Origin of the sequence: Pseudomonas sp. T8, from assembly GCF_024610635.1 — a bacterium.
Taxonomy (GTDB): Bacteria; Pseudomonadota; Gammaproteobacteria; order Pseudomonadales; family Pseudomonadaceae; genus Aquipseudomonas; species Aquipseudomonas chlororaphis_I.
On sequence record NZ_CP102374.1, the window covers coordinates 2,629,952 to 2,649,368 of the forward strand.

General features: G+C 64.0%; 21 protein-coding genes. 10 read left to right on the forward strand and 11 right to left on the reverse strand.

Going from position 1 to position 19,417, the window contains the following annotated elements:
- Positions 1–95: 95 nt before the first annotated feature.
- The gene (locus NRG23_RS11690) at positions 96–1,034 is read right to left on the reverse strand and encodes an aspartyl/asparaginyl beta-hydroxylase domain-containing protein (protein ID WP_009047585.1); all 939 of its coding nucleotides are present in this window, start codon (positions 1,032–1,034) and stop codon (positions 96–98) included.
- A gap of 263 nt (positions 1,035–1,297) precedes the next feature.
- On the reverse strand, positions 1,298–2,272 hold the full coding sequence (cysK, locus tag NRG23_RS11695) for a cysteine synthase A (protein WP_257374646.1): 975 nt from the start codon (positions 2,270–2,272) through the stop codon (positions 1,298–1,300).
- A 133-nt stretch (positions 2,273–2,405) separates the two neighbouring features.
- On the opposite strand from cysK, the gene NRG23_RS11700 reads away from it, so the two are divergent.
- The 3 genes from NRG23_RS11700 (at position 2,406) to NRG23_RS11710 (ending at position 5,659) form a co-directional block, all read left to right on the forward strand.
- On the forward strand, positions 2,406–3,479 hold the full coding sequence (locus NRG23_RS11700; protein WP_257374647.1) for a DUF748 domain-containing protein: 1,074 nt from the start codon (positions 2,406–2,408) through the stop codon (positions 3,477–3,479).
- Between the two features lie 143 nt (positions 3,480–3,622).
- Entirely contained in the window at positions 3,623–4,468 is an 846-nt protein-coding gene (locus NRG23_RS11705) for a MoxR family ATPase (RefSeq protein ID WP_016705272.1), read from the forward strand.
- Positions 4,469–4,480: 12 nt separating this feature from the next.
- Complete coding sequence (locus NRG23_RS11710; protein WP_007926886.1) at positions 4,481–5,659, forward strand: VWA domain-containing protein; 1,179 nt, start codon at positions 4,481–4,483, stop codon at positions 5,657–5,659.
- A 128-nt stretch (positions 5,660–5,787) separates the two neighbouring features.
- Here the strand turns inward: NRG23_RS11710 and NRG23_RS11715 are convergent, their stop codons facing one another.
- From NRG23_RS11715 to NRG23_RS11730, 4 genes are all read right to left on the reverse strand, one after another.
- On the reverse strand, positions 5,788–6,705 hold the full coding sequence (locus NRG23_RS11715; protein WP_257374648.1) for a biotin-dependent carboxyltransferase family protein: 918 nt from the start codon (positions 6,703–6,705) through the stop codon (positions 5,788–5,790).
- Complete coding sequence (locus NRG23_RS11720; RefSeq protein WP_103331390.1) at positions 6,702–7,406, reverse strand: allophanate hydrolase subunit 1; 705 nt, start codon at positions 7,404–7,406, stop codon at positions 6,702–6,704. Before NRG23_RS11720 ends, NRG23_RS11715 begins: the two co-directional genes overlap by 4 nt.
- A complete protein-coding gene (locus tag NRG23_RS11725) occupies positions 7,403–8,152 on the reverse strand; it encodes a 5-oxoprolinase subunit PxpA (protein WP_103331391.1) in 750 nt (249 codons plus the stop codon). The genes NRG23_RS11720 and NRG23_RS11725 overlap by 4 nt, the downstream gene beginning before the upstream one ends.
- 69 nt (positions 8,153–8,221) lie before the next feature.
- The gene (locus NRG23_RS11730) at positions 8,222–9,508 is read right to left on the reverse strand and encodes an MFS transporter (RefSeq protein ID WP_103331392.1); all 1,287 of its coding nucleotides are present in this window, start codon (positions 9,506–9,508) and stop codon (positions 8,222–8,224) included.
- A gap of 140 nt (positions 9,509–9,648) precedes the next feature.
- Here NRG23_RS11730 and NRG23_RS11735 point away from each other — a divergent pair, with 140 nt between their 5' ends.
- The gene (locus tag NRG23_RS11735) at positions 9,649–10,563 is read left to right on the forward strand and encodes a LysR family transcriptional regulator (RefSeq protein WP_257374649.1); all 915 of its coding nucleotides are present in this window, start codon (positions 9,649–9,651) and stop codon (positions 10,561–10,563) included.
- A gap of 297 nt (positions 10,564–10,860) precedes the next feature.
- Here NRG23_RS11735 and NRG23_RS11740 read toward each other — a convergent pair whose 3' ends face one another.
- From NRG23_RS11740 to NRG23_RS11750, 3 genes are read right to left on the reverse strand one after another with little or no spacing between them, the layout of a single operon-like run.
- Positions 10,861–11,403, reverse strand: a complete 543-nt coding sequence (locus NRG23_RS11740; protein ID WP_009047577.1) for a DUF2937 family protein — start codon at positions 11,401–11,403, stop codon at positions 10,861–10,863.
- 11 nt (positions 11,404–11,414) lie between these two features.
- Positions 11,415–12,191 carry a class II glutamine amidotransferase gene (locus NRG23_RS11745; RefSeq protein WP_009047576.1) on the reverse strand — a complete coding sequence of 259 codons (777 nt, stop codon included), beginning with the start codon at positions 12,189–12,191 and terminating at the stop codon, positions 11,415–11,417.
- A gap of 25 nt (positions 12,192–12,216) precedes the next feature.
- On the reverse strand, positions 12,217–12,711 hold the full coding sequence (locus tag NRG23_RS11750; RefSeq protein ID WP_009047575.1) for a hypothetical protein: 495 nt from the start codon (positions 12,709–12,711) through the stop codon (positions 12,217–12,219).
- Positions 12,712–12,812: 101 nt separating this feature from the next.
- Between NRG23_RS11750 and NRG23_RS11755 the strand changes: the two genes are divergently transcribed.
- Positions 12,813–14,867, forward strand: coding sequence for a S9 family peptidase (locus NRG23_RS11755; protein ID WP_257374650.1), 2,055 nt, complete (start codon positions 12,813–12,815; stop codon positions 14,865–14,867).
- Between the two features lie 103 nt (positions 14,868–14,970).
- Entirely contained in the window at positions 14,971–15,444 is a 474-nt protein-coding gene (locus NRG23_RS11760) for a cyclic nucleotide-binding domain-containing protein (protein ID WP_009047573.1), read from the forward strand.
- Here the strand turns inward: NRG23_RS11760 and NRG23_RS11765 are convergent.
- Positions 15,441–15,746, reverse strand: coding sequence for a hypothetical protein (locus tag NRG23_RS11765; RefSeq protein WP_009047572.1), 306 nt, complete (start codon positions 15,744–15,746; stop codon positions 15,441–15,443). The two genes, NRG23_RS11760 and NRG23_RS11765, sit on opposite strands and share 4 nt — an antisense overlap.
- Before the next feature lie 75 nt (positions 15,747–15,821).
- On the opposite strand from NRG23_RS11765, the gene NRG23_RS11770 reads away from it, so the two are divergent.
- From NRG23_RS11770 to NRG23_RS11785, 4 genes are all read left to right on the forward strand, one after another.
- Entirely contained in the window at positions 15,822–16,508 is a 687-nt protein-coding gene (locus tag NRG23_RS11770) for a hypothetical protein (protein WP_063428882.1), read from the forward strand.
- A gap of 49 nt (positions 16,509–16,557) precedes the next feature.
- Positions 16,558–16,923 (forward strand): YajD family HNH nuclease, encoded by a 366-nt coding sequence (locus NRG23_RS11775; protein ID WP_009042617.1) that lies wholly within the window; start codon positions 16,558–16,560, stop codon positions 16,921–16,923.
- Between the two features lie 165 nt (positions 16,924–17,088).
- The gene (locus NRG23_RS11780) at positions 17,089–17,556 is read left to right on the forward strand and encodes an RNA methyltransferase (RefSeq protein ID WP_007926908.1); all 468 of its coding nucleotides are present in this window, start codon (positions 17,089–17,091) and stop codon (positions 17,554–17,556) included.
- Positions 17,557–17,656: 100 nt separating this feature from the next.
- Positions 17,657–18,028, forward strand: coding sequence for a DUF2892 domain-containing protein (locus NRG23_RS11785; RefSeq protein ID WP_038630915.1), 372 nt, complete (start codon positions 17,657–17,659; stop codon positions 18,026–18,028).
- Positions 18,029–18,153: 125 nt separating this feature from the next.
- Here the strand turns inward: NRG23_RS11785 and NRG23_RS11790 are convergent, their stop codons facing one another.
- Positions 18,154–19,392 (reverse strand): hypothetical protein, encoded by a 1,239-nt coding sequence (locus NRG23_RS11790; protein WP_257374651.1) that lies wholly within the window; start codon positions 19,390–19,392, stop codon positions 18,154–18,156.
- Positions 19,393–19,417: the final 25 nt, after the last annotated feature.

Sequence of the window (19,417 nt, forward strand, 5' to 3'; positions counted from 1 at the left end):
AATGAGGCATGTGCTGATCTTTCTGAAGAGGAAGGTGAGTCTTCTGATACACCGGGCGCCGACTATAACCAGCGCCCGATATTCATTGCAACGCCTTATCCGAACAGCCAGTAGCCCAGGGCGGTCAGGACCACCACCGCCAGCACCGGACGCAGGACGCGGTAGAGCTTCGGATTGCGGCGTTTCCATTGCTTGACCACACCACTGATGCGGTCGCTGAAACGCTTGCTCCAGGCATAGGCCTGGTTGATCCCGCCGACGCGCTCGTCGTCGAGGTTCTGCGGCGCGGTGGCACGCCCCAGCCAGCCGCTGATCCAGCGGTTGATGCGGGTCATCAGCGAGTTGCTCAGTGGACGCTCGATGTCGCAGAACAGGATGACCCGAGTCTTGTCGGTCTCGTTCTTCACCCAATGCACGTAGGTTTCGTCGAACATCACGTCTTCGCCATCGCGCCAGGCGTAGACCTGGCCGTCGACGAAGATCCGGCAGTCGTCGGAGTTCGGCGTGGACAGGCCCAGGTGATAACGCAGGGAACCGGCGAACGGATCACGGTGTGGGTTCAGGTGGCTGCCACCGGGCAGCAGGGCAAACATCGCGCCCTTGACGTTGGGAATACGACTGACCAGTTCAACGGTCTTCGGGCACAGCATTTCGGCCGATGGCAGCGGTTTGTCGTACCACTTGAGGTAGAAACGCTTCCATCCCTTCTTGAAGAACGAACCGAAACCGGCGTCGTTATTCTTCTCGGCGGCGCGGATGTAACCCTCGTCGAACAGGTGCATGGCCTCGTCGCGGATCACTTCCCAGTTGTCCTTGAGCACATCCAGCTCGGGGAACTTGCTGCGGTCCAGGTAAGGCTTGGAAGGCACGCCGGAAAACAGGTACATCAAGGCGTTATAAGGAGCGAACAGTGCCGAATGGTTGACGAACTGACGCAGCACCGGCAGTCGAGCCTTACCGCGTAAATGCACGTAGAGAGTACTGCCGATGAATAGCAGCAACACCGCGGACTTGGCGGCAAACGAAAGGCTCATGCAATATCTCCTTGAAATAATTACCAGCGGGGCAGCATTCATCCGACATGGCAGCCGGCCATCATAAACACTCCTGGCCCCTGGAAAAACCCGCACAAACCAACAAACAGTGTTAACAGTCGTGCAATAAAACGCTAATTAACATAAGTCACCTGAACGCCAGCTGATGCAGGTCAGCACAATTGTGCTGTGCCCTGCACGCCGCAGCCGCCGTACCTTCGATCGCCGGCCAGCCGGCTCCGGCGATCACCTTCCCTTGTGTCTTACTGCTGGTTCTCCTGCTCGGTGAACAGGTCGCTGAACAGCATGCTCGACAGGTAACGCTCACCCGAATCCGGCAGCACCACCACTATGGTCTTGCCCTGCATCTCGGGGGTTTCTGCCAGGCGCACCGCCACCGCCATCGCCGCGCCGGAGGAAATGCCACAGAGGATCCCCTCCTCCTGCATCAGGCGCAGGGCCATGGCCTTGGATTCCTCGTCGCTCACCAGCTCGACCCGGTCGACCACCGACAGGTCGAGGTTGCTCGGCACAAAACCGGCACCGATGCCCTGGATCTTGTGCGGGCTGGGCTTGATCTCTTCGCCGGCCAGTTTCTGGGTGATCACCGGCGACACGCTCGGCTCCACCGCCACCGACAGGATAGGTTTGCCCTGGGTCTTCTTGATGTAGCGGGAAACCCCGGTGATGGTGCCGCCAGTGCCGACGCCGGCCACCAGCACGTCCACGGCGCCATCGGTGTCATTCCAGATTTCCGGACCGGTGGTTTTCTCGTGGATCGCCGGGTTGGCCGGGTTATCGAACTGCTGCGGCATGAAATATTTTTCAGGGTCGCTGGCAAGGATTTCCGCGGCCTTCTCGATCGCGCCTTTCATGCCCTTGGCCGGCTCGGTCAACACCAGCTCGGCCCCCAGGGCCTTGAGCACCTTGCGCCGCTCGATGCTCATCGACGCCGGCATGGTCAGGACCAGCCTGTAGCCACGGGCCGCGGCGACGAATGCCAGGCCGATGCCGGTATTGCCCGAGGTCGGCTCGATGATGGTCATGCCCGGCTTGAGTTTGCCGCTGCTTTCCGCGTCCCAGATCATGTTCGCGCCGATCCGGCACTTCACCGAATAACCCGGGTTGCGCCCTTCGATCTTGGCCAGGATGGTGACGCCGCGGGGCGCGATGCGGTTGATCTGCACCAGCGGCGTATTGCCAATGGAATGGGCGTTGTCGACGAAAATGCGGCTCATGGCTGGGTCCTTGTACAGCGTGAAAGGAAGTGTCCAAGGGTATGCCTCGCACCCATGAGCGTCCAGTCGGGACGAACGACTGCAATGCCGGGGAGTCAATCGCTATAAGGCACATGGCTGGAGACTCATGCTCATGAAACGTCGCTACAGTTGGCCACTGTGGACCCTCGCCGGGGTGCTGGTGCTGCTGGTTGCCCTGCACATCGCCCTGCCCTATCTGGTGCGTGACTACCTCAATGACCGGCTCGCCAACATGGGCGACTACCGCGGCCAGATCGCCGATGTCGACCTGGCCCTGTGGCGCGGTGCGTACCGGATCAACGGCCTGAAAATCGTCAAGGTCGACGGCAAGGTGCCGGTGCCGTTCGTCAATGCTCCGCTGCTCGATCTGTCGGTGAGCTGGCACTCCCTGTGGTACGACCATGCAGTGGTGGCCGAAGTGCAATTCGTCGGGCCACAGGTCAACTTCGTCGACGGCTCCAACAAAAAGAATTCGCAAACCGGCGAAGGCACCGACTGGCGGGCCCAGCTGAACAAGCTGCTGCCCATCACCCTCAACGAAGTACAAGTCAGCGACGGCAAGATCAGTTTCCGTAACTTCAACTCCAAACCGCCGGTGAACATGAGCGCCACCCAGGTCAACGCCAGCGCCTACAACCTGACCAACGTGGTCGACACCCAGGGCAAACGTGACGCCCGCCTCGAAGGCAAGGCCATGCTGCTGGACCATGCGCCCCTGGAAACCAACGCCACCTTCGACCCGCTGAGCGACTTCCAGGACTTCGCGTTCCGCCTGCGTGTGCAGGACATCGAACTCAAGCGCTTGAACGACTTCGCCGGCGCCTATGGCAAATTCGACTTCAACGCCGGCCACGGTGACCTGGTGATCGAAGCCGAGGCCAACAAGGGCCAGCTCACCGGCTATATAAAGCCGCTGTTGCGCGATGTCGATGTGTTCAACTGGCGGCAGGATGTCGAGAACAAGGACAAGGGGATATTCCGCTCGATCTGGGAAGCCCTGGTGGGGGGCAGCGAAACCGTGCTGAAAAACCAGGGGAAAAACCAGTTCGCCACCCGGGTTGAACTCAAAGGCAGCGTACATCAGCGTGATGTCAGCGCATTCCAGGCTTTTTTACAGATTTTACGCAATGGTTTCATCGAGGCCTTCAATGCCCAGTATGAGCGCCCCAAGCCATCCACTGACTGAGTCACCATGTGACGCCCCATTCAGAGACTGAATAGGGCGTCTGCGTTCACAGTCGACCGGGCGCCGCGCTATAGTCGGCCATTCGTGTTTTATTCTTCCGACCTGCTCGATGCACGTCGGCGTTACCGTTCGAGGAATTGCAGATGAAGTTCGAAGGCACCAGCGCGTACGTCGCCACCGATGACCTGAAGCTGGCAGTCAATGCCGCCATCACCCTGGAGCGGCCGCTGCTGGTCAAGGGCGAACCAGGCACCGGCAAGACCATGCTCGCCGAGCAACTGGCCGAGTCCTTCGGTGCCAAGCTGATCACCTGGCACATCAAGTCCACCACCAAGGCTCACCAGGGCCTGTACGAGTACGACGCGGTGAGCCGCCTGCGCGATTCGCAGTTGGGCGTGGACAAGGTGCATGACATCCGCAACTACCTGAAGAAAGGCAAGCTGTGGGAGGCCTTCGAATCCGAGGAGCGGGTGATCCTGCTGATCGACGAAATCGACAAGGCCGACATCGAGTTCCCCAACGACCTGTTGCAGGAACTCGACAAGATGGAGTTCTACGTCTACGAAATCGACGAGACCATCAAGGCCAAGCAGCGCCCGATCATCATCATTACCTCCAACAACGAGAAAGAGCTGCCGGACGCCTTCCTGCGCCGCTGCTTCTTCCACTACATCGCCTTCCCCGACCGCACCACCCTGCAGAAAATCGTCGACGTGCACTACCCGGACATCAAGAAGGACCTGGTCAGCGAAGCGCTGGACGTGTTCTTCGACGTGCGCAAGGTGCCGGGCCTGAAGAAGAAGCCTTCGACCTCCGAGCTGGTGGACTGGCTCAAGCTGCTGATGGCCGACAACATCGGCGAAGCGGTGCTGCGCGAACGCGATCCGACCAAGGCCATCCCGCCACTGGCCGGCGCCCTGGTGAAGAACGAGCAGGACGTACAATTGCTGGAACGCCTGGCGTTCATGAGCCGTCGCGGCACCCGCTGAGAGGGCATTGTCATGCTGCTCAACCTGTTCAATGAAATGCGTGCCGCCAAGGTTCCGGTGTCGGTGCGCGAGCTGCTCGACCTGATCAACGCGCTCAAGCAGCGCGTGACCTTCGCCGACATGGACGAGTTCTATTACCTGTCCCGGGCGATCCTGGTGAAGGACGAGCGGCACTTCGACAAGTTCGACCGCGCGTTCGGCGCCTACTTCAACGGCCTGGAAAAACTCGACGACCACCTGCAGGCGCTGATCCCTGAGGATTGGCTGCGCAAGGAGTTCGAGCGCTCGCTGAGCGATGAGGAACGGGCGCAGATCCAGTCCCTCGGCGGCCTGGACAAGCTGATCGAAGAGTTCAAGAAACGCCTGGAAGAACAGAAGGAACGCCACGCCGGCGGCAACAAGTGGATCGGCACCGGCGGCACCAGCCCCTTCGGCTCCGGCGGCTTCAACCCGGAAGGCATCCGCGTCGGCGACGCCGGCAAGCGCCAGGGCAAGGCGGTCAAGGTCTGGGACCAGCGCGAATACAAGAACCTCGACGACTCGGTGGAACTGGGCACCCGCAACATCAAGGTGGCCCTGCGCCGTCTGCGCAAGTTCGCCCGCCAGGGCGCGGCGGACGAGCTGGACATCGATGGCACCATCGACCACACCGCCCGCGACGCCGGCCTGCTGAACATCCAGATGCGCCCGGAGCGGCGCAACAGCATCAAGCTGCTGTTGCTGTTCGATATCGGTGGCTCGATGGATGCCCACGTGAAGATCTGCGAGGAGCTGTTCTCGGCCTGCAAGACCGAGTTCAAGCACCTGGAGTACTACTACTTCCACAACTTCATCTATGAGTCGGTGTGGAAGAACAACCTGCGCCGCGGCTCGGAACGCACCTCGACCCAGGACGTGCTGCACAAGTACGGCGCCGACTACAAAGTGATCTTCGTCGGCGACGCCGCCATGGCGCCTTACGAAATCACCCAGGCCGGCGGCAGCGTCGAGCACTGGAACGAAGAAGCCGGCTACGTGTGGATGCAGCGCTTCATGGAGAAGTACAAGAAGCTCATCTGGATCAACCCCTACCCGAAAGACACCTGGGGCTATACCGCCTCGACCAACATCGTGCGCGAGCTGATCGAAGACCAGATGTACCCGCTGACCTTGCGCGGCCTGGAAGAAGGGATGCGGTTTCTCTCCAAATAGGATCCCGTCCAACGCGATCCCTGTAGCCGCTGCCGCAGGCTGCGATCGGCTGCGAAGCAGACGCGCTCTTGAGTCCGCTTGAAGGCCCTTCGGGCCTTATCGCAGCCTGCGGCAGCGGCTACATCGGTTCAGACAAACCGCCGTAAAAACTCGATCTGCTGCCGATACGCCGTCTCCTGCACCACCGGCATCAGGCGCACCTCGCTGCCCGGCAGGCATTGCGCCAGCCGCGCCAGCGCCAGGGGCGTCAAGGCTCCCAGCCGTGGATACCCGCCAATGGTCTGCCGGTCGTTGAGCAGGACAATCGGCTGGCCGTCCGGCGGCACCTGGATCGCCCCCAGGGGAATACCCTCGGAGATCATCGGCGCCCCTTGATAGCGCAGCTGCGGCCCCAGCAGACGCATGCCCATGCGATCGGCGCGGCTGTCCAGGGTCCAGGCGCTGTTGAAGGCATCGAACAGGCTCTGCCCGCTGAACTGGCCGATCTGCGCCCCGAGAATCACCTCCAGCGGCGCCTTCGATTGCAGGTCCGGCAGTTGCTTGCCCGACAGTTCCTTGAGGTTCACCCCTGCCCCGGAATACTCCAGCCGCGCGCCCTCGGCCAGCGGCCGGCCGAAACCGTCGAGCCCGCCCAGTTCCTCGCGGACCACGCTGGCGCAACTGCCCAGCACCTTGGGCGCATTGAAACCGCCGGGCGCCGCCAGATAGGCCCGCGCGCCCAGGTACGGCTGGGTGAAACGCAGCCGCTGGCCTTTTTGCAGGATAAAACTGCGCCCCGGGCTGAGCGGACGCTCATCGATACAGGCCCCCAGGTCGGCCCCCGCCAGCGCCAGCAGGCACAGCTCCTCGGCGACCATGCTGAAGCCGCCCAGGGTGATCTCGATCACCGGCGCATCCAAAACGTTGCCCAGCAGCCAGTTGGCCCAGGACATCGACACCCAGTCCAGCGCGCCACCCTGGGTCACGCCCAGGTGCCGCACGCCAAAGCGACCGGCGTCCTGCAACAGGCACAGCGGTGTGCTGGCTTCGATCGTCAGGCGGCTCATGCCGGCACCTCCAGTGGCGTGTCGTCGCCGCCCAGGCGGATGAATTCGGCGTGTTCCACCGCGGCGAAACGCACGCTGTCGCCCGGTTGCATCAGGCTGTAGCCGTCGCGCTCGCGATCGAACAGCCGGCTTGGTGTGCGCCCGATCAGGTTCCAGCCACCCGGCGACACCACCGGATAAGCCGCGGTCTGCCGCTCGGCAATCCCCACGCTACCGGCCGCCACGCGCTTGCGCGGCGTATCCAGGCGCGGCGCGGCCAGCACTTCGTCCACCAGCCCCATAAAGGCGAAACCCGGCGCAAACCCCAGGGCGAACACCTGGTATTCACGCTCACTGTGGCAACGGATCACCTCGCTCACCGACAGGCCGCTGCGTCGCGACAACAGGCTCAGCTCGGGGCCAACGCTGAGGTCGTACCAGACCGGCAGCACATGGCGCTGGCCACCGGTGCGCGAGTCCGGAGTCAGGTCGGTCAGCGCCACATCGATCAGCTCCCGGGCCTGGGACGGGCTCAAGGCCCGCAGGTCGTAGTGCACCATCAGCGTGGTGTAGGACGGCACCAGGTCGATCAACTGCCCGCCGAAGGCTGCCCGCAGGCGCTCGCTGGCGGCGAGCATCCACGGCATGTTGGCCTCGGCGATGGCATCGAACAGGCGCACCATCAGGCAATCGATGGCCACCACTTCAAGGCGTATTTTCATGCTGGCAACTGCGCAAGGGCCGCGCGGATACGCTGCACGGCGGCCACCGAACTGGCGTTGTCGCCGTGCACGCACAGGGTATTGGCCTGCAGGTGCAAGGCGCTGCCGTCGCTGGCCAGCAGCGCGTTGCCACGGGCGATGGTCAGGGCCTGGGCAATGATCTTTTCCGGGTCGTGATGCACCGCCCCCGGCAGTTGCCGCGACACCAGATGGCCGGCGTTGTCGTAGGCGCGGTCGGCGAAGGCTTCGAACCACAGGGTCACGCCGAACTCGTCGCCCAGGGCCTGGGCCGCGCTGTTGTCACGGGTGGCCATCAGCATCAACGGCAGCTGCCGGTCGTAGGCGGCCACCGCCTGGATCACCGCGCGCAGCTGCGCTGGGTTGGCCATCATGTCGTTGTACATGGCGCCATGGGGTTTGACGTAGCTCACCCGGCTGCCCTGGGCCCGGCAGATACCGTCGAGGGCGCCGATCTGGTAATGCAGCAGGTCCTGCAGTTCCTGGGCGCCGTAGGCCATGGAACGGCGGCCGAAACCGGCCAGGTCCTGGTACGCAGGGTGCGCGCCGATGCGCACGCCATTGGCCAGGGCCAGGCTGACGGTCTTGCGCATGATGCTCGGGTCGCCGGCATGGAAACCGCAGGCGATGTTGGCGCAATCGATGAACGGCATCACCTCGGCATCCAGGCCCATGGTCCAGTTGCCAAAGCTTTCGCCGATGTCGCAATTCAATAACAGGCGGCTCACGGTCAGTGCTCCTGTAGCGTTTGTCGTTTTGGCTGCGGGGATCGCGGTGGGATGCCCACAGATTATCAGTTAGCGCGCTTCGAGTTGCTTGCCACGGGTTTCCGGCAGGCTCAGGGCCGCCAGCACCACGATGCCGTAGGACACGGCGGCGAAAGTGCCGATGGCCGCGCCCAGTGGAATGTGCTGGCTGAGCAGGCCGATCAGCAGCGGGAACAAGGCTGCCAGCGCCCGGCCGCTGTTGTAGCAGAAGCCCTGGCCCGAACCGCGGATCCGCGTGGGGAACAGCTCGGTCAGGAAGGCGCCCATGCCGCTGAAGATCCCCGAGGCGAAGAAGCCCAGGGGGAAGCCCAGCCACAGCATCACTGCGTTGCTCACCGGCATTTGCGTGTACAGCAGGACGATGGTGAAGGAGCCGGCGGCGAACAGGATGAAGTTCTTCTTGCGCCCGAGAATATCGGTCAGATAGGCGCTGATCACATAGCCCACATAGGAGCCGAAGATCACCATGGCCAGGTAGCCGCCGGTGCTCAGCACGCTCAAGCCCCGCTCGGTCTTGAGGAAGGTCGGCAGCCAGAACGTGATGGCGTAGTAGCCGCCCTGGGCGCCGGCCGCGAGCAGCGATGCGCGCAGGGTGGTGCTGAGAATGCCGGGGGCGAAAATCTCGTAGAAACGCGAGGGGTTGTCAGGCACTTCCCGGGCCCGGGTTTGCCGGTAGACCTCCGGGTCCTTGACCAGGCGACGGACGAAGATCACGAAGATCGCCGGCAGGATGCCCAGCAGGAACAGGGCGCGCCAGGCTTCTTCCGGCGGCAGCAGGGAATACATCAGCGCATACAGCAGTGCCGTGATGCCCCAGCCCAAGGCCCAGCCGGACTGCACCATGCCCACCGCCTTGCCGCGGTTTTCCGCGCGGATCACCTCGCCGATCAGCACCGCGCCGGCGGTCCACTCGCCGCCGAAACCGAAGCCCATCAGGGTCCGGGCGATCAGCAACTGCTCGTAGTTCTGCGCCAGGCCACAGAGGAAGGTGAAGAAGGCGAACCAGAGCACGGTCAGTTGCAGGGTGCGCACCCGGCCGATGCGATCGGACAGGATGCCGGCGATCCAGCCGCCCAGGGCGGAGGCCAGCAAGGTGCTGGTGTGGATCAGGCCGGCCTCGGCGGAGCTGATGCCCCACAGCGCAATCAGGGTCGGGATGACGAAGCTGAGCATCTGGGTGTCCATGCCATCCAGGCCGTAACCGGCCTTGCAGCTCCAGAACGTGCGGCGTTCCTGCTGGTTGATGTCGCGGTACCAGTCGAAGGGGCCGGCGCGGCCTTTGGCCTTGCTGGCGGCGAGCGTGTCGGGCGCACTCATGGCAAATCTCCACCTTGGTTTTATTGGTATTGTTCTGGGCCCCGACGACGCTTATCGTGAGACGCAGCGATTTTTGGCGCCCGCGCCCTGCCCCGTCCAACTAATAAAAACCGCCTCCAGACATAAGAAAAGTTGATCGCATGAACCTCAAGTTCCTTGAAACCTTTGTCTGGGTGGCGCGCCTGAAAAGCTTTCGCCTGACCGCCGACAAACTCTTCACCACCCAGGCGTCGATCTCCAGCCGCATCGCCGTGCTCGAGGGCGAACTCGGGGTCAAGCTGTTCCTGCGCGACTCGCGCGGTGTGAGCCTGACCCCGGAAGGCCTCAAGGTGCTCGACTATGCCGAGCAGATGATGGACACCATGCAGGCGCTCAAGCAGTCGATCGAGACCCGTTCGAGCAAGGTCGGGCGGATTCGCATCGGCGTCATGGACACGGTGATCCACACCTGGCTCAGCCCCCTGGTGGCGCGGATGATGGACAGCTATCCCCAGGTGGAAATCGAGCTGGTGGCCGACACCTCGCTGAACCTCTGCGACCAGTTGCAGAAAGGCTTTCTCGACCTGGTGCTGCAAACCGACCTGCTGCGCCAGGAATCCATTCGCAGCCTGGAACTGGCCAGCCACCCGATGGGCTGGATAGTCGCCAGCCACTCGATCTACAACCGCGAGTACGCCAACCTGGCCGAGCTGGCCCGGGAACGCATCATCACCTACTCGAAGAACTCCCTGCCGCACCAGGAAGTGCTGATCCTGATGCAGGCCAACGGCGTGAGCGCGCCACGGCTCAACTGCGTGAACTCGGTGTCGGCCATCACTCGCCTGTTGCGCGACGGTTTCGGCATCGGCGCCTTGCCGCCGGTACTGGTCAGCGAAGAGCTGGCGCGCGGCGAACTGACCCTGCTGACCATCGACCAGCGCCCGCCGAACCTGCAGGTGGTGGTGTCGTGGCGGGTGGGTGTCGAACTGGTGGAAGAGGTGGTGGTGCTGTGCCAGCAGGTGCTGGAGCAATATGCGCGCAAGGTGGGGCCGGACTATATCGTGCTGACGGGCTGATCCACCGCGAAGGCCTTTGCAGCCGCTGCCGAAGGCTGCGATTGCGGGCGCAGCCTGCGTGAATCGGCTCGATGAGGGGTTGTGGGCCAGCCATCTTTGCGGTTGCTGCGCAACCGATCGCAGCCTGCGGCAGCGGCTACAGGGATCGCGGCGTCCGTGTAGCCGCTGCCGAGCCTGCGAGGCTGCGAACGGCAACGCAGTTGCCGCACAACCTGCATCCGCGATCTGCCTGGAAAAACGCGTCGGCTGGTTTACGACGGCTGCGCCGTCGATCGCAGCCTGCGGCAGCGGCTACGGTCACAACCCCTTCAGGTCACGCTCTTCGATCGGCCGGCTCTGGCGCAGGCGCTTGCCGCCGAGCACCACCCAGTCGATCAAGCGATACAGGCATTCCAGGCCGAACGACAGCAGCAAGGCGCCACTCATGGCCCAGATCATCGCCTCCGGGGTCAGCAGGATCTGGTAGCTGTAGCCGTTCCAGGTTTCCTTGCGGATATCCGGGTCGGCGGCCAGCACCACTTGCAACAGGCGGATGTACCAGGGGCCCTGCATGGCCTGGAACTGCTTGTCCAGGGCGCGCTGGCGAACGAGCAGATTGCCCAGGCTGTCGGCATCGCTGCGGAACACCGGATCGTCGCTGGCCCGATAGTGGGCGACCAGCGCCTGCAGATCGCCCTTGAAGAACTGGTTGGCGGTGCCCTGGAACCCCTGAAGGCTGGCCTGGGCCTCGATCAGGTGAGCCTCGACACGCTTGGCGTAATCGCTGATGAACCCCGGCACCTGGACGCCGACCAACAGGCCGGCCGCAAACAACACCAGCCGCAGATAACTGAGCAACATAGGGGATGTCCTTATTCGGTCTGGCCGTGCAGCACGCATTCGCCGCGCCGCCACAGGCTCCATTGGCCCGGCTCGTAGCGAGTCCAGGTTTCATTTTCGGTCAGGGGTTCGGTGGCGATCACCGTCACCACGTCGTTGGGCGTGGTTTCCGCCTGAAAGTCGACGATCACGTCGACGTCCTTCAGGCGGGCCGGGCCAAAGGGCGCACGGCGGGTGATCTGCGCCAGCTTGGTCGAGCAGTAGCAGAACAGCCAGTCGCCATCGCTGAGCAGGCAGTTGAACACGCCCTTGCTGCGATATTCGGCGCAGGCGGCCACCAGCGATGGCAGCAGCTCCTCGACTTCCACCGGCTCGGGAAAGGCTTCGCGCACCCGGTTGAGCAGATCGCAGAAGGCCGCTTCGCTGTCGGTATCGCCCACCGGACGATAGAAGCTGACGGCCGGCTGGAAATCCGCCAGCTGGCCGTTGTGGGCGAAACACCAGTTGCGCCCCCACAGCTCGCGCACGAACGGATGGGTATTGGACAGGCAGACCTTGCCGACGTTGGCCTGGCGAATGTGGCCGATCACCACTTCGCTCTTGATCGGGTAGCGCTGCACCAGGTTGGCCACTTCCGACTCGCTGCTCGCCGCCGGGTCCTGGAACAGGCGCAGGCCACGGCCCTCGTAGAACGCGATGCCCCAGCCGTCGCGATGCGGACCGGTGCGCCCGCCGCGCTGCATCAGCCCGGTAAAGCTGAACACGATATCGGTCGGTACATTGGCGCTCATGCCCAATAACTCACACATGCTCGGACTCTCGCTTCAATGCGTGTTACAGACGCGGCTCGATCCGCGAACGCTGGGGGTTGCTGGGCACTGGCGGGCGGCCATAACGATCGTCGCCGGCGCCGCCGAAAGGCTGGTCGTCCGGCTCTTCGGCGCGGGCCGCGGCCTTGGCGGCCTCGGCCTGTTCCTTGCGGGCCTTGGAGGCGCGCTCGATCGGCCAGCGGATCAGCACGAACACCAGGTAGATGCCGAAGGCGATGACGCCGTACATGAACAGGTCGGAAACCGCGCGCCAGGCGTTGTTGCCGACCTTGAACAGCATGTCCAGGGCAGTGATGGCCACGGCCGGGGCGAACATCTCCTTGGCCGGGTCGACCACGGTCGGGCTGAACAGCAGCACCGCCACCAGCACGCGCAGCGGTTCGCGCAGCCAGCGCCACATCCAGCGGGTCAGGCGCATCCACACCAGCAGGCAGCCCAAGGCGGCGAAGGCGTAAAGCCCCCAAGCGATCAGATAGTCGTTCTCGGTCATGGTGTCCATGGCAAGGCAGGCAAAGAGGCGCTTATGATAACGGCTTTTCGCATGTCAGGCTGCACCGCCGTCTGCCGCGCCCTTAATTGTCACCGCCCCGAGAGCCCTTCATGCCCGTATCCGCCCACGTCACCAGCGCCCCGATCGCCCGCAAGGCCGAAGGCCCGGACCCGTACGCCTGGCTCCAGGAGCGCGACACCGACGCCGTGCTCGATTACCTGAAGGCCGAAAACAGCTACCAGGAAGCCGCCCTCGCCGACCAGGCGGCGCTGCGCGAAACCCTGTTCCAGGAAATCAAGGGACGGATCCTCGAGACCGACCTCTCGCTGCCTTCGCCCTGGGGCCCGTACCTGTATTACACCCGCACCACCGCCGGCGACGAATACGCCCGGCACTACCGCTGCCCGCGCCCGGCCGACGACAGCCTGAGCGTCGACGAAAGCCAGGAACAACTGCTGCTGGATCCGAACGAGCTGGCCAAGGGTGGATTCTTCTCCCTCGGCGCCTTCAGCATCAGCCCCGACCACCAGCGCCTGGCCTACAGCCTCGATACCAGCGGCGAAGAGGTCTACACCCTGTTCGTCAAGGAACTGTCCAACGGCAAGGTCAGCGAGCTGGCGTTCACCGATTGCGACGGCAGCATGACCTGGGCCAACGACAGCCTGACCCTGTTCTTCGGCGAGCTGGACGACACCCATCGCCCGCACAAGCTGTTCCGCTATCGCCTGGACGGCACCGCCGCCGAAGAGGTGTTCCATGAGCCGGACGGGCGTTTCTTCCTCCATTGCTACCGCTCAAGCTCGGAGAAACAGCTGCTGCTGTCCCTGGGCAGCAAGACCACCAGCGAGGTCTGGGTACTCGACGCCGCGCAGCCGCAGCACGCCTTCACCTGCCTGGCGCCGCGGGTCGAGCACCATGAGTACGACGTCGACCACGGCCTGCTCGACGGCCAGTGGACCTGGTTTATCCGCAGCAACCGCGACGGCATCAACTTCGCCCTCTACCAGGCGCCGGACCTGGGCACGGTGCCAGGCCAGGCCGACTGGCAGAACCTGATCCCCCACAGCGACAGCGTGATGCTCGAAGGCCTGAGCCTGAACGACTCGGCCATGACCCTGAGCCTGCGCGAAGGCGGCCTGCCGATCATCGAGGTGCACCCCGAGGGCCTGCCGGCCTATCGCGTGCAACTGCCGGATGCGGCCTACAGCCTGCATGTGCAGAACAGCCTGGAGTTCGTCAGCCAGCGCATCCGCCTGCGCTACGAAGCGCTGAATCGCCCGGCGCAGATCCGCCAGCTGGAACTGGCCGGCGGCGAACAGAAAGTGCTCAAGGAAACCCCGGTGCTGGGCGTCTTCGACCCGGATGCCTATGTCAGCCAGCGCCTGTGGGCGACCGCCGCCGATGGCACCCAGGTGCCGATCAGCCTGGTGATCAAGCGCGAGGCCCTGGGCCGGCCGGCACCGCTGTACCTCTATGGCTACGGCGCCTACGGCGAAAGCCTCGACCCGTGGTTTTCCCATTCGCGCCTGAGCCTGCTGGAGCGCGGCGTGGCCTTCGCCATCGCCCACGTGCGTGGCGGCGGCGAACTGGGCGAAGCCTGGTACCGCGCCGGCAAGCAGGAACACAAGCAGAACACCTTCAGCGACTTCATCGCCTGCGCCGAACACCTGATCGCCCAGGGCCTGACCACTTCCGGGCAACTGGCCATCAGCGGCGGCAGCGCCGGCGGCCTGTTGATCGGCGCGGTGCTCAACCAGCGTCCGGAGCTGTTCAAGGCGGCGATCGCCGAGGTGCCGTTCGTCGATGTGCTCAACACCATGCTCGACCCCGAGCTGCCACTGACCGTCACCGAGTACGACGAATGGGGCAACCCCGAGGAGCCGGAGGTCTACGCCCGGATCAAGGCCTACGCGCCCTACGAGAATGTCGAGGCCAAGGCCTATCCGGCGACCCTGGTGATCGCCGGCTACAACGACAGCCGGGTGCAGTACTGGGAAGCGGCCAAGTGGGTGGCCCGGCTGCGCGCCACCAAGACCGACGACAACCTGCTGCTGCTCAAGACCGAGCTGGGCGCCGGCCACGGCGGCATGAGCGGGCGTTACCAGGGATTGCGTGACGTAGCGCTCGAATATGCATTTGTTTTCAAGATTCTGGGCATTGCCTGAGGAACTCCGGCCGACGCTCCTGTCTTAACACAGGAGCGCCGGCCCCAGGCCATACTGCACCTGCCCGGGACCGCAACAGACACAAGAAAAAGACCGTGACGACATGCCAGAACCCACCTTGTTGAACAACGAAATCCGCGACTGGCTGATGGACTGCGGATTGTTCGATCAGCTCTTGCCGGCCGACTTCAATGCCGCCGCCGGTTACTTCAGCATCAGCAGCATCGCCCAGGGCCAGGAGATCTTCCGCGAAGGCGATGCCGGCAGCTTCATGTGCATCATCCATTCCGGCCAGGTGGCCGTGCAGAAGACCAACAGCGAAGGCGTGCGGGTGACCATCGCCACCCTGCGCAGCGGTCGTGCCTTTGGCGAGATGGCGGTGCTCGATGGCGAGCGGCGTTCGGCCACCTGCGTGGCCGCCAGCGATTGCCGGCTGCTCAACCTGGGCAAGGACTCGCTGGAAAAAATGCTCAACGAGGCGCCGAAGATCGCCGCCAAGATCATCCGCGCCCTCGCCGTGTCACTGTCCAAGCGCCTGCGCATGGCCGACGGGCAGCTGCTGTCGCAACAGGTCTAGCCACCCGGCGTCTTGGTTTTCGTCCCGTTCTGCTCCAACCCTGGCAAGGTCTGATCCTTCGGCGGCTTGGGCATGTCGATCGGCGGCAGCAAGGGCGCACCGCCATGGGCCGTGGCCTTGGGGGTGCTGGGGGGCGTGATCTGCGGATAAGGGGTCGGGGTCGCGGTGCCGGGCGAGCCGGCGGCGGGAACCGGAGTCACGGGCACCGCCTGCAGTTCCTCGGCGTGCACGGCGCTCATCGCGAGCGCCGCACTTAGCAAGAGCGCTGTGCGGGCAATGACCGTTAGAATAGTGCGCTTCATCAATGGCTCCATCGCTATTGTCAGCCCTCAGGCTACTCCCAACCGGGCCGGTTTGCCTTCCTCATTGAGACCCTCATGAAACGTTTCGTTCTGCTGGACACCACCCCGATTCCCGAAAATGGCGGTGCCTTGTGCCTGTTCGAATACGGCGAGGATTTTGTCATCAAGATCCAGGGCGGCGACGGCGGGCAACTGATGAACACGCGCATGCACGGCTCCGAAGACGCCCTGGCGGAAATCCCCTGCCGCAAGGTCGCCGGGCGGCCGAATTCGCGGGTGCTGATCGGCGGCCTGGGCATGGGTTTCACCCTCGCCTCGGCCCTCAAGCACCTGGGCAAGGGCGCCGAAGTGGTGGTCGCCGAGCTGGTGCCGGGGGTGGTGGAATGGAACCGCGGGCCGCTGGGGGAAAAATCCGGCCGACCGCTGCTCGACCCGCGCACGGTGATCCGCATGGAAGACGTGGCCAAGGTGCTGCAGGCCGAGCCCCAGGGGTTCGACGCGATCATGCTCGACGTCGACAACGGCCCCGAAGGCCTGACCCAGAAAGCCAACAGCTGGCTGTACTCCGCCGCCGGGCTGGCGGCCTGCGCCCGGGCCCTGCGCCCCAAGGGCGTGCTGGCCGTGTGGTCGGCCAGCGCCGACAAGCAGTATTCCGACAAGCTGCGCAAGGCCGGCTTCAAGGCGGAGGAAGTGCAGGTCTTCGCCCATGGCAACAAGGGCACCCGCCACACCATCTGGATTGCCGAGAAGCTCAAGGCCTGAGCTAAACTTGGCTCATTACCGTCATTAGTCTTTGCATAAAGGTGAACCCATGAGTTCGACCAACACGTCCAAGCTCGACCGCATCCTCGCCGACGCCCAACGCGACCGCGAGATGGGCTACCGCGACAAGGCCCTGAAGATGTACCCGCACGTCTGTGGGCGCTGCGCCCGCGAGTTCTCCGGCAAGCGCCTGAGCGAGCTGACCGTGCACCACCGCGACCACAACCACGACAACAACCCGCAGGACGGTTCCAACTGGGAACTGCTGTGCCTGTACTGCCACGACAACGAACACTCGCGCTACACCGACCAGCAGTACTTCGGCGAAGGCTCCCTGAGCACGCCGAAAGTCGCCAAGGCCACCCACAACCCCTTCGCCGCGCTGGCGGGGTTGATGAAGAAAGACGAAGAGTAACCTTCGTCCTCTGCGGTCCAACTGGACCGGCCTCTCGCGGGCAAGCGGCGCACCGGCAGACACTGATCCTGCATGAGCGCCACTTGCCCGCGATGCATTTGCCGGATCCAACCGCCGGCCGACAATCCCCGTATAATCGCGATTTTTCTCGAAGGCACCCCGCTCGTGGCAAACAAAAGGTACAGCTGCATTGGTTTGTATAACCCCAAGTCACCGGAGAACGTCGGTTCGGTGATGCGCGCCGCCGGCTGCTATGGCGTCGCGTCGGTGTTCTACACCGGCAAGCGCTATGAACGGGCCCGCGACTTCGTCACCGACACCAAGAAAGTCCACCAGGACATCCCGCTGATCGGCATCGACGACCTGAAGAAGATCCTGCCCCTGGGCTGCGTGCCGGTGGCGGTGGAACTGGTGGAAGGCGCCCGCTCGCTGCCCGAGTACACCCACCCGGATCGCGCGCTGTACATCTTCGGCCCGGAAGACGGCTCCCTGGACAAGGACATCCGCGACTGGTGCGAAGACGTGGTCTACATCCCGACCACCGGTTGCATGAACCTCGCCGCCACCGTCAACGTGGTGCTCTACGACCGCCTGGCCAAGGGCAACAACACCCGCTCCGGTCCTAAGTTTTAAGCGCTGTTCTGAGCGCTGTTCCGAGTTCGCGGCACATTCGATGGAACAAGCGACGCGCCAGCGCAGTCAGCTTTATATCCATCCCCCCTGGAGACAGATCATGAGCGACAGCAAACAACTGGAACCCATCGCAACCACCCCTTTCCAGAGCCCGGCGGAGCAGAACGTACAAGGCTGGGAGCGCATCGGCTCGCTGGCCGGCGGCGTGGTGATGGTCGGCAAGGGCCTGCGCCGTGGCGGCGTGTTCGGCCTGATCCAGGTGGCCATCGGCGGGGTCGCCCTGGCCCGTGGCATCACCGGCCACAGCTCGGCGAAAAGCCTGCTGGAGAAAAGCCGCCAGGACATGCAGAACGTGCGGGCGAAGATCGAGCGCGCCGGCGCGGAGCTGAAAACCCTCAAGGCCAATACCGAGGCGGCGAAGCGTACCGCGACAGGCAACGATTCGCTGAAATCGCCCAAGGCCGGGGTCTGATAGTCGGACGCGAAACTCGTGTTGAATGACAGGACGCTATCGCGAGCAAGCTTCGCTCCTACAAAAGCTGTGCTGCCCTGTAGGAGCGAAGCTTGCTCGCGATGACCGCAAAGCGGTCGATTCCACTAGCGCAACAAATCGCTGTCGAGCACCTTCGACGAGCCGTCCAGCACCGTCTCGCTGAGCTGGATAAACTCCTTGGTGCTGACACGCTCCAGATGCATCACCGCCCGAGTCACGTCATCCAGCGAACGCTTGTTGCGGGTCTTCAGGCGGATCTCCCGATCCAGCTCCTGCAACAGCAGCACGGCCCTGGCCACCACCGACGCGTCCACCTGCTCGCCGCGCAGGCTGCCGACGCCGTGGCCGCTCTTGGCCAGCCGAGTCTCCAGGGCCTGATAACGCTCGTCGCTCATGCCGCCGGCGCGGCGCATCAATTCGATGGCGTAGTACTCCGCCAGCCCTTCGCCGATCCAGTCGCTGCACTCGCTGTCGTTGATCCGGGCAAAGGCCTGGATCACCTCGCGCAACAGCGGGCTGGTGCCGCTCTCGCTGACCAGCGGCAGGCGGCTGTGCAAGAACAGCGAATCGTGTCCGGCCAGGCTGCCGCGCCACATCGGGTCGGCCGCGCCGACGATCAGCAACTTGCTTGGGTGGCGGGGAAAGGTCGCCTGGATCTGCGGCCAGACGAAGGTCAGCAGGGTCAGCACATCCATGCGTCGCATGCCCTGCCCTTGCGGCGAGGCCACTGTGACTTCGGTTTCCCCCAGCCGGGTACGGCGGCTGCCCAGGGCGCCGGCCAGCATCCAGCCGGTGGGCCGGTCGAACAGGCGCGCGGGGTTATCGATACGGAAACGGTTCTTGCCGATCCGCGGCCAGGCGGTCTCCACGCTTTTCCAGCCCGCGGGCAACTCGAACTCCAGGCGCGACACCAACTCGATGCCGTCCTGCTGGTCGAGCTTCGCCGCCGGCACCAGCGTGTCGCCACGCAACAAGGCCCAGTGCGGGGTCATGCGGCTGTCGAAGCTGTCTTTCTTCAGGCTGTGGCTGATCCGCACCCGGTAGCTGAGGCTGGCCTTGCCGCTGGCCGGGCGCCATATGCCACGCTGCAGCGCGGAAGGCTTGGCCGCGTCGGACTGCCATTGGCCATCGGCCTTGAAGTTGCTGTAATCGCCATGCTTGCCCAGGTTGAAATCCAGGCTGCGCACCGCCGCGCCGTCCGCCAGGGTCAGGCGCACTTCCGCCTGGTCGCTCTGCGGCAACAGACGCACGTGGTAATCCAGATCGACTTTCTTCGCCGCCCACCCCGGCGCACTGAGCACCAGCAGCCAGCCGGCCAGCGCCAGCCTTGCCCCCACAGCCATACACACTCCTTCGTGAAACAACCTT

Coding starts and splice junctions, on each gene's coding strand:
- NRG23_RS11720 (WP_103331390.1), bottom strand. CDS start 7,406: ATGAAAATACGCCTTGAAGTGGTGGCCATCGATTGCCTGATGGTGCGC.
- NRG23_RS11745 (WP_009047576.1), bottom strand. CDS start 12,191: ATGTGTGAGTTATTGGGCATGAGCGCCAATGTACCGACCGATATCGTG.
- NRG23_RS11760 (WP_009047573.1), top strand. CDS start 14,971: ATGCCAGAACCCACCTTGTTGAACAACGAAATCCGCGACTGGCTGATG.
- NRG23_RS11755 (WP_257374650.1), top strand. CDS start 12,813: ATGCCCGTATCCGCCCACGTCACCAGCGCCCCGATCGCCCGCAAGGCC.
- NRG23_RS11790 (WP_257374651.1), bottom strand. CDS start 19,392: ATGGCTGTGGGGGCAAGGCTGGCGCTGGCCGGCTGGCTGCTGGTGCTC.
- NRG23_RS11705 (WP_016705272.1), top strand. CDS start 3,623: ATGAAGTTCGAAGGCACCAGCGCGTACGTCGCCACCGATGACCTGAAG.
- NRG23_RS11765 (WP_009047572.1), bottom strand. CDS start 15,746: ATGAAGCGCACTATTCTAACGGTCATTGCCCGCACAGCGCTCTTGCTA.
- NRG23_RS11770 (WP_063428882.1), top strand. CDS start 15,822: ATGAAACGTTTCGTTCTGCTGGACACCACCCCGATTCCCGAAAATGGC.
- NRG23_RS11715 (WP_257374648.1), bottom strand. CDS start 6,705: ATGAGCCGCCTGACGATCGAAGCCAGCACACCGCTGTGCCTGTTGCAG.
- NRG23_RS11710 (WP_007926886.1), top strand. CDS start 4,481: ATGCTGCTCAACCTGTTCAATGAAATGCGTGCCGCCAAGGTTCCGGTG.
- NRG23_RS11775 (WP_009042617.1), top strand. CDS start 16,558: ATGAGTTCGACCAACACGTCCAAGCTCGACCGCATCCTCGCCGACGCC.
- NRG23_RS11735 (WP_257374649.1), top strand. CDS start 9,649: ATGAACCTCAAGTTCCTTGAAACCTTTGTCTGGGTGGCGCGCCTGAAA.
- cysK (WP_257374646.1), bottom strand. CDS start 2,272: ATGAGCCGCATTTTCGTCGACAACGCCCATTCCATTGGCAATACGCCG.
- NRG23_RS11700 (WP_257374647.1), top strand. CDS start 2,406: ATGAAACGTCGCTACAGTTGGCCACTGTGGACCCTCGCCGGGGTGCTG.
- NRG23_RS11785 (WP_038630915.1), top strand. CDS start 17,657: ATGAGCGACAGCAAACAACTGGAACCCATCGCAACCACCCCTTTCCAG.
- NRG23_RS11730 (WP_103331392.1), bottom strand. CDS start 9,508: ATGAGTGCGCCCGACACGCTCGCCGCCAGCAAGGCCAAAGGCCGCGCC.
- NRG23_RS11750 (WP_009047575.1), bottom strand. CDS start 12,711: ATGGACACCATGACCGAGAACGACTATCTGATCGCTTGGGGGCTTTAC.
- NRG23_RS11740 (WP_009047577.1), bottom strand. CDS start 11,403: ATGTTGCTCAGTTATCTGCGGCTGGTGTTGTTTGCGGCCGGCCTGTTG.
- NRG23_RS11690 (WP_009047585.1), bottom strand. CDS start 1,034: ATGAGCCTTTCGTTTGCCGCCAAGTCCGCGGTGTTGCTGCTATTCATC.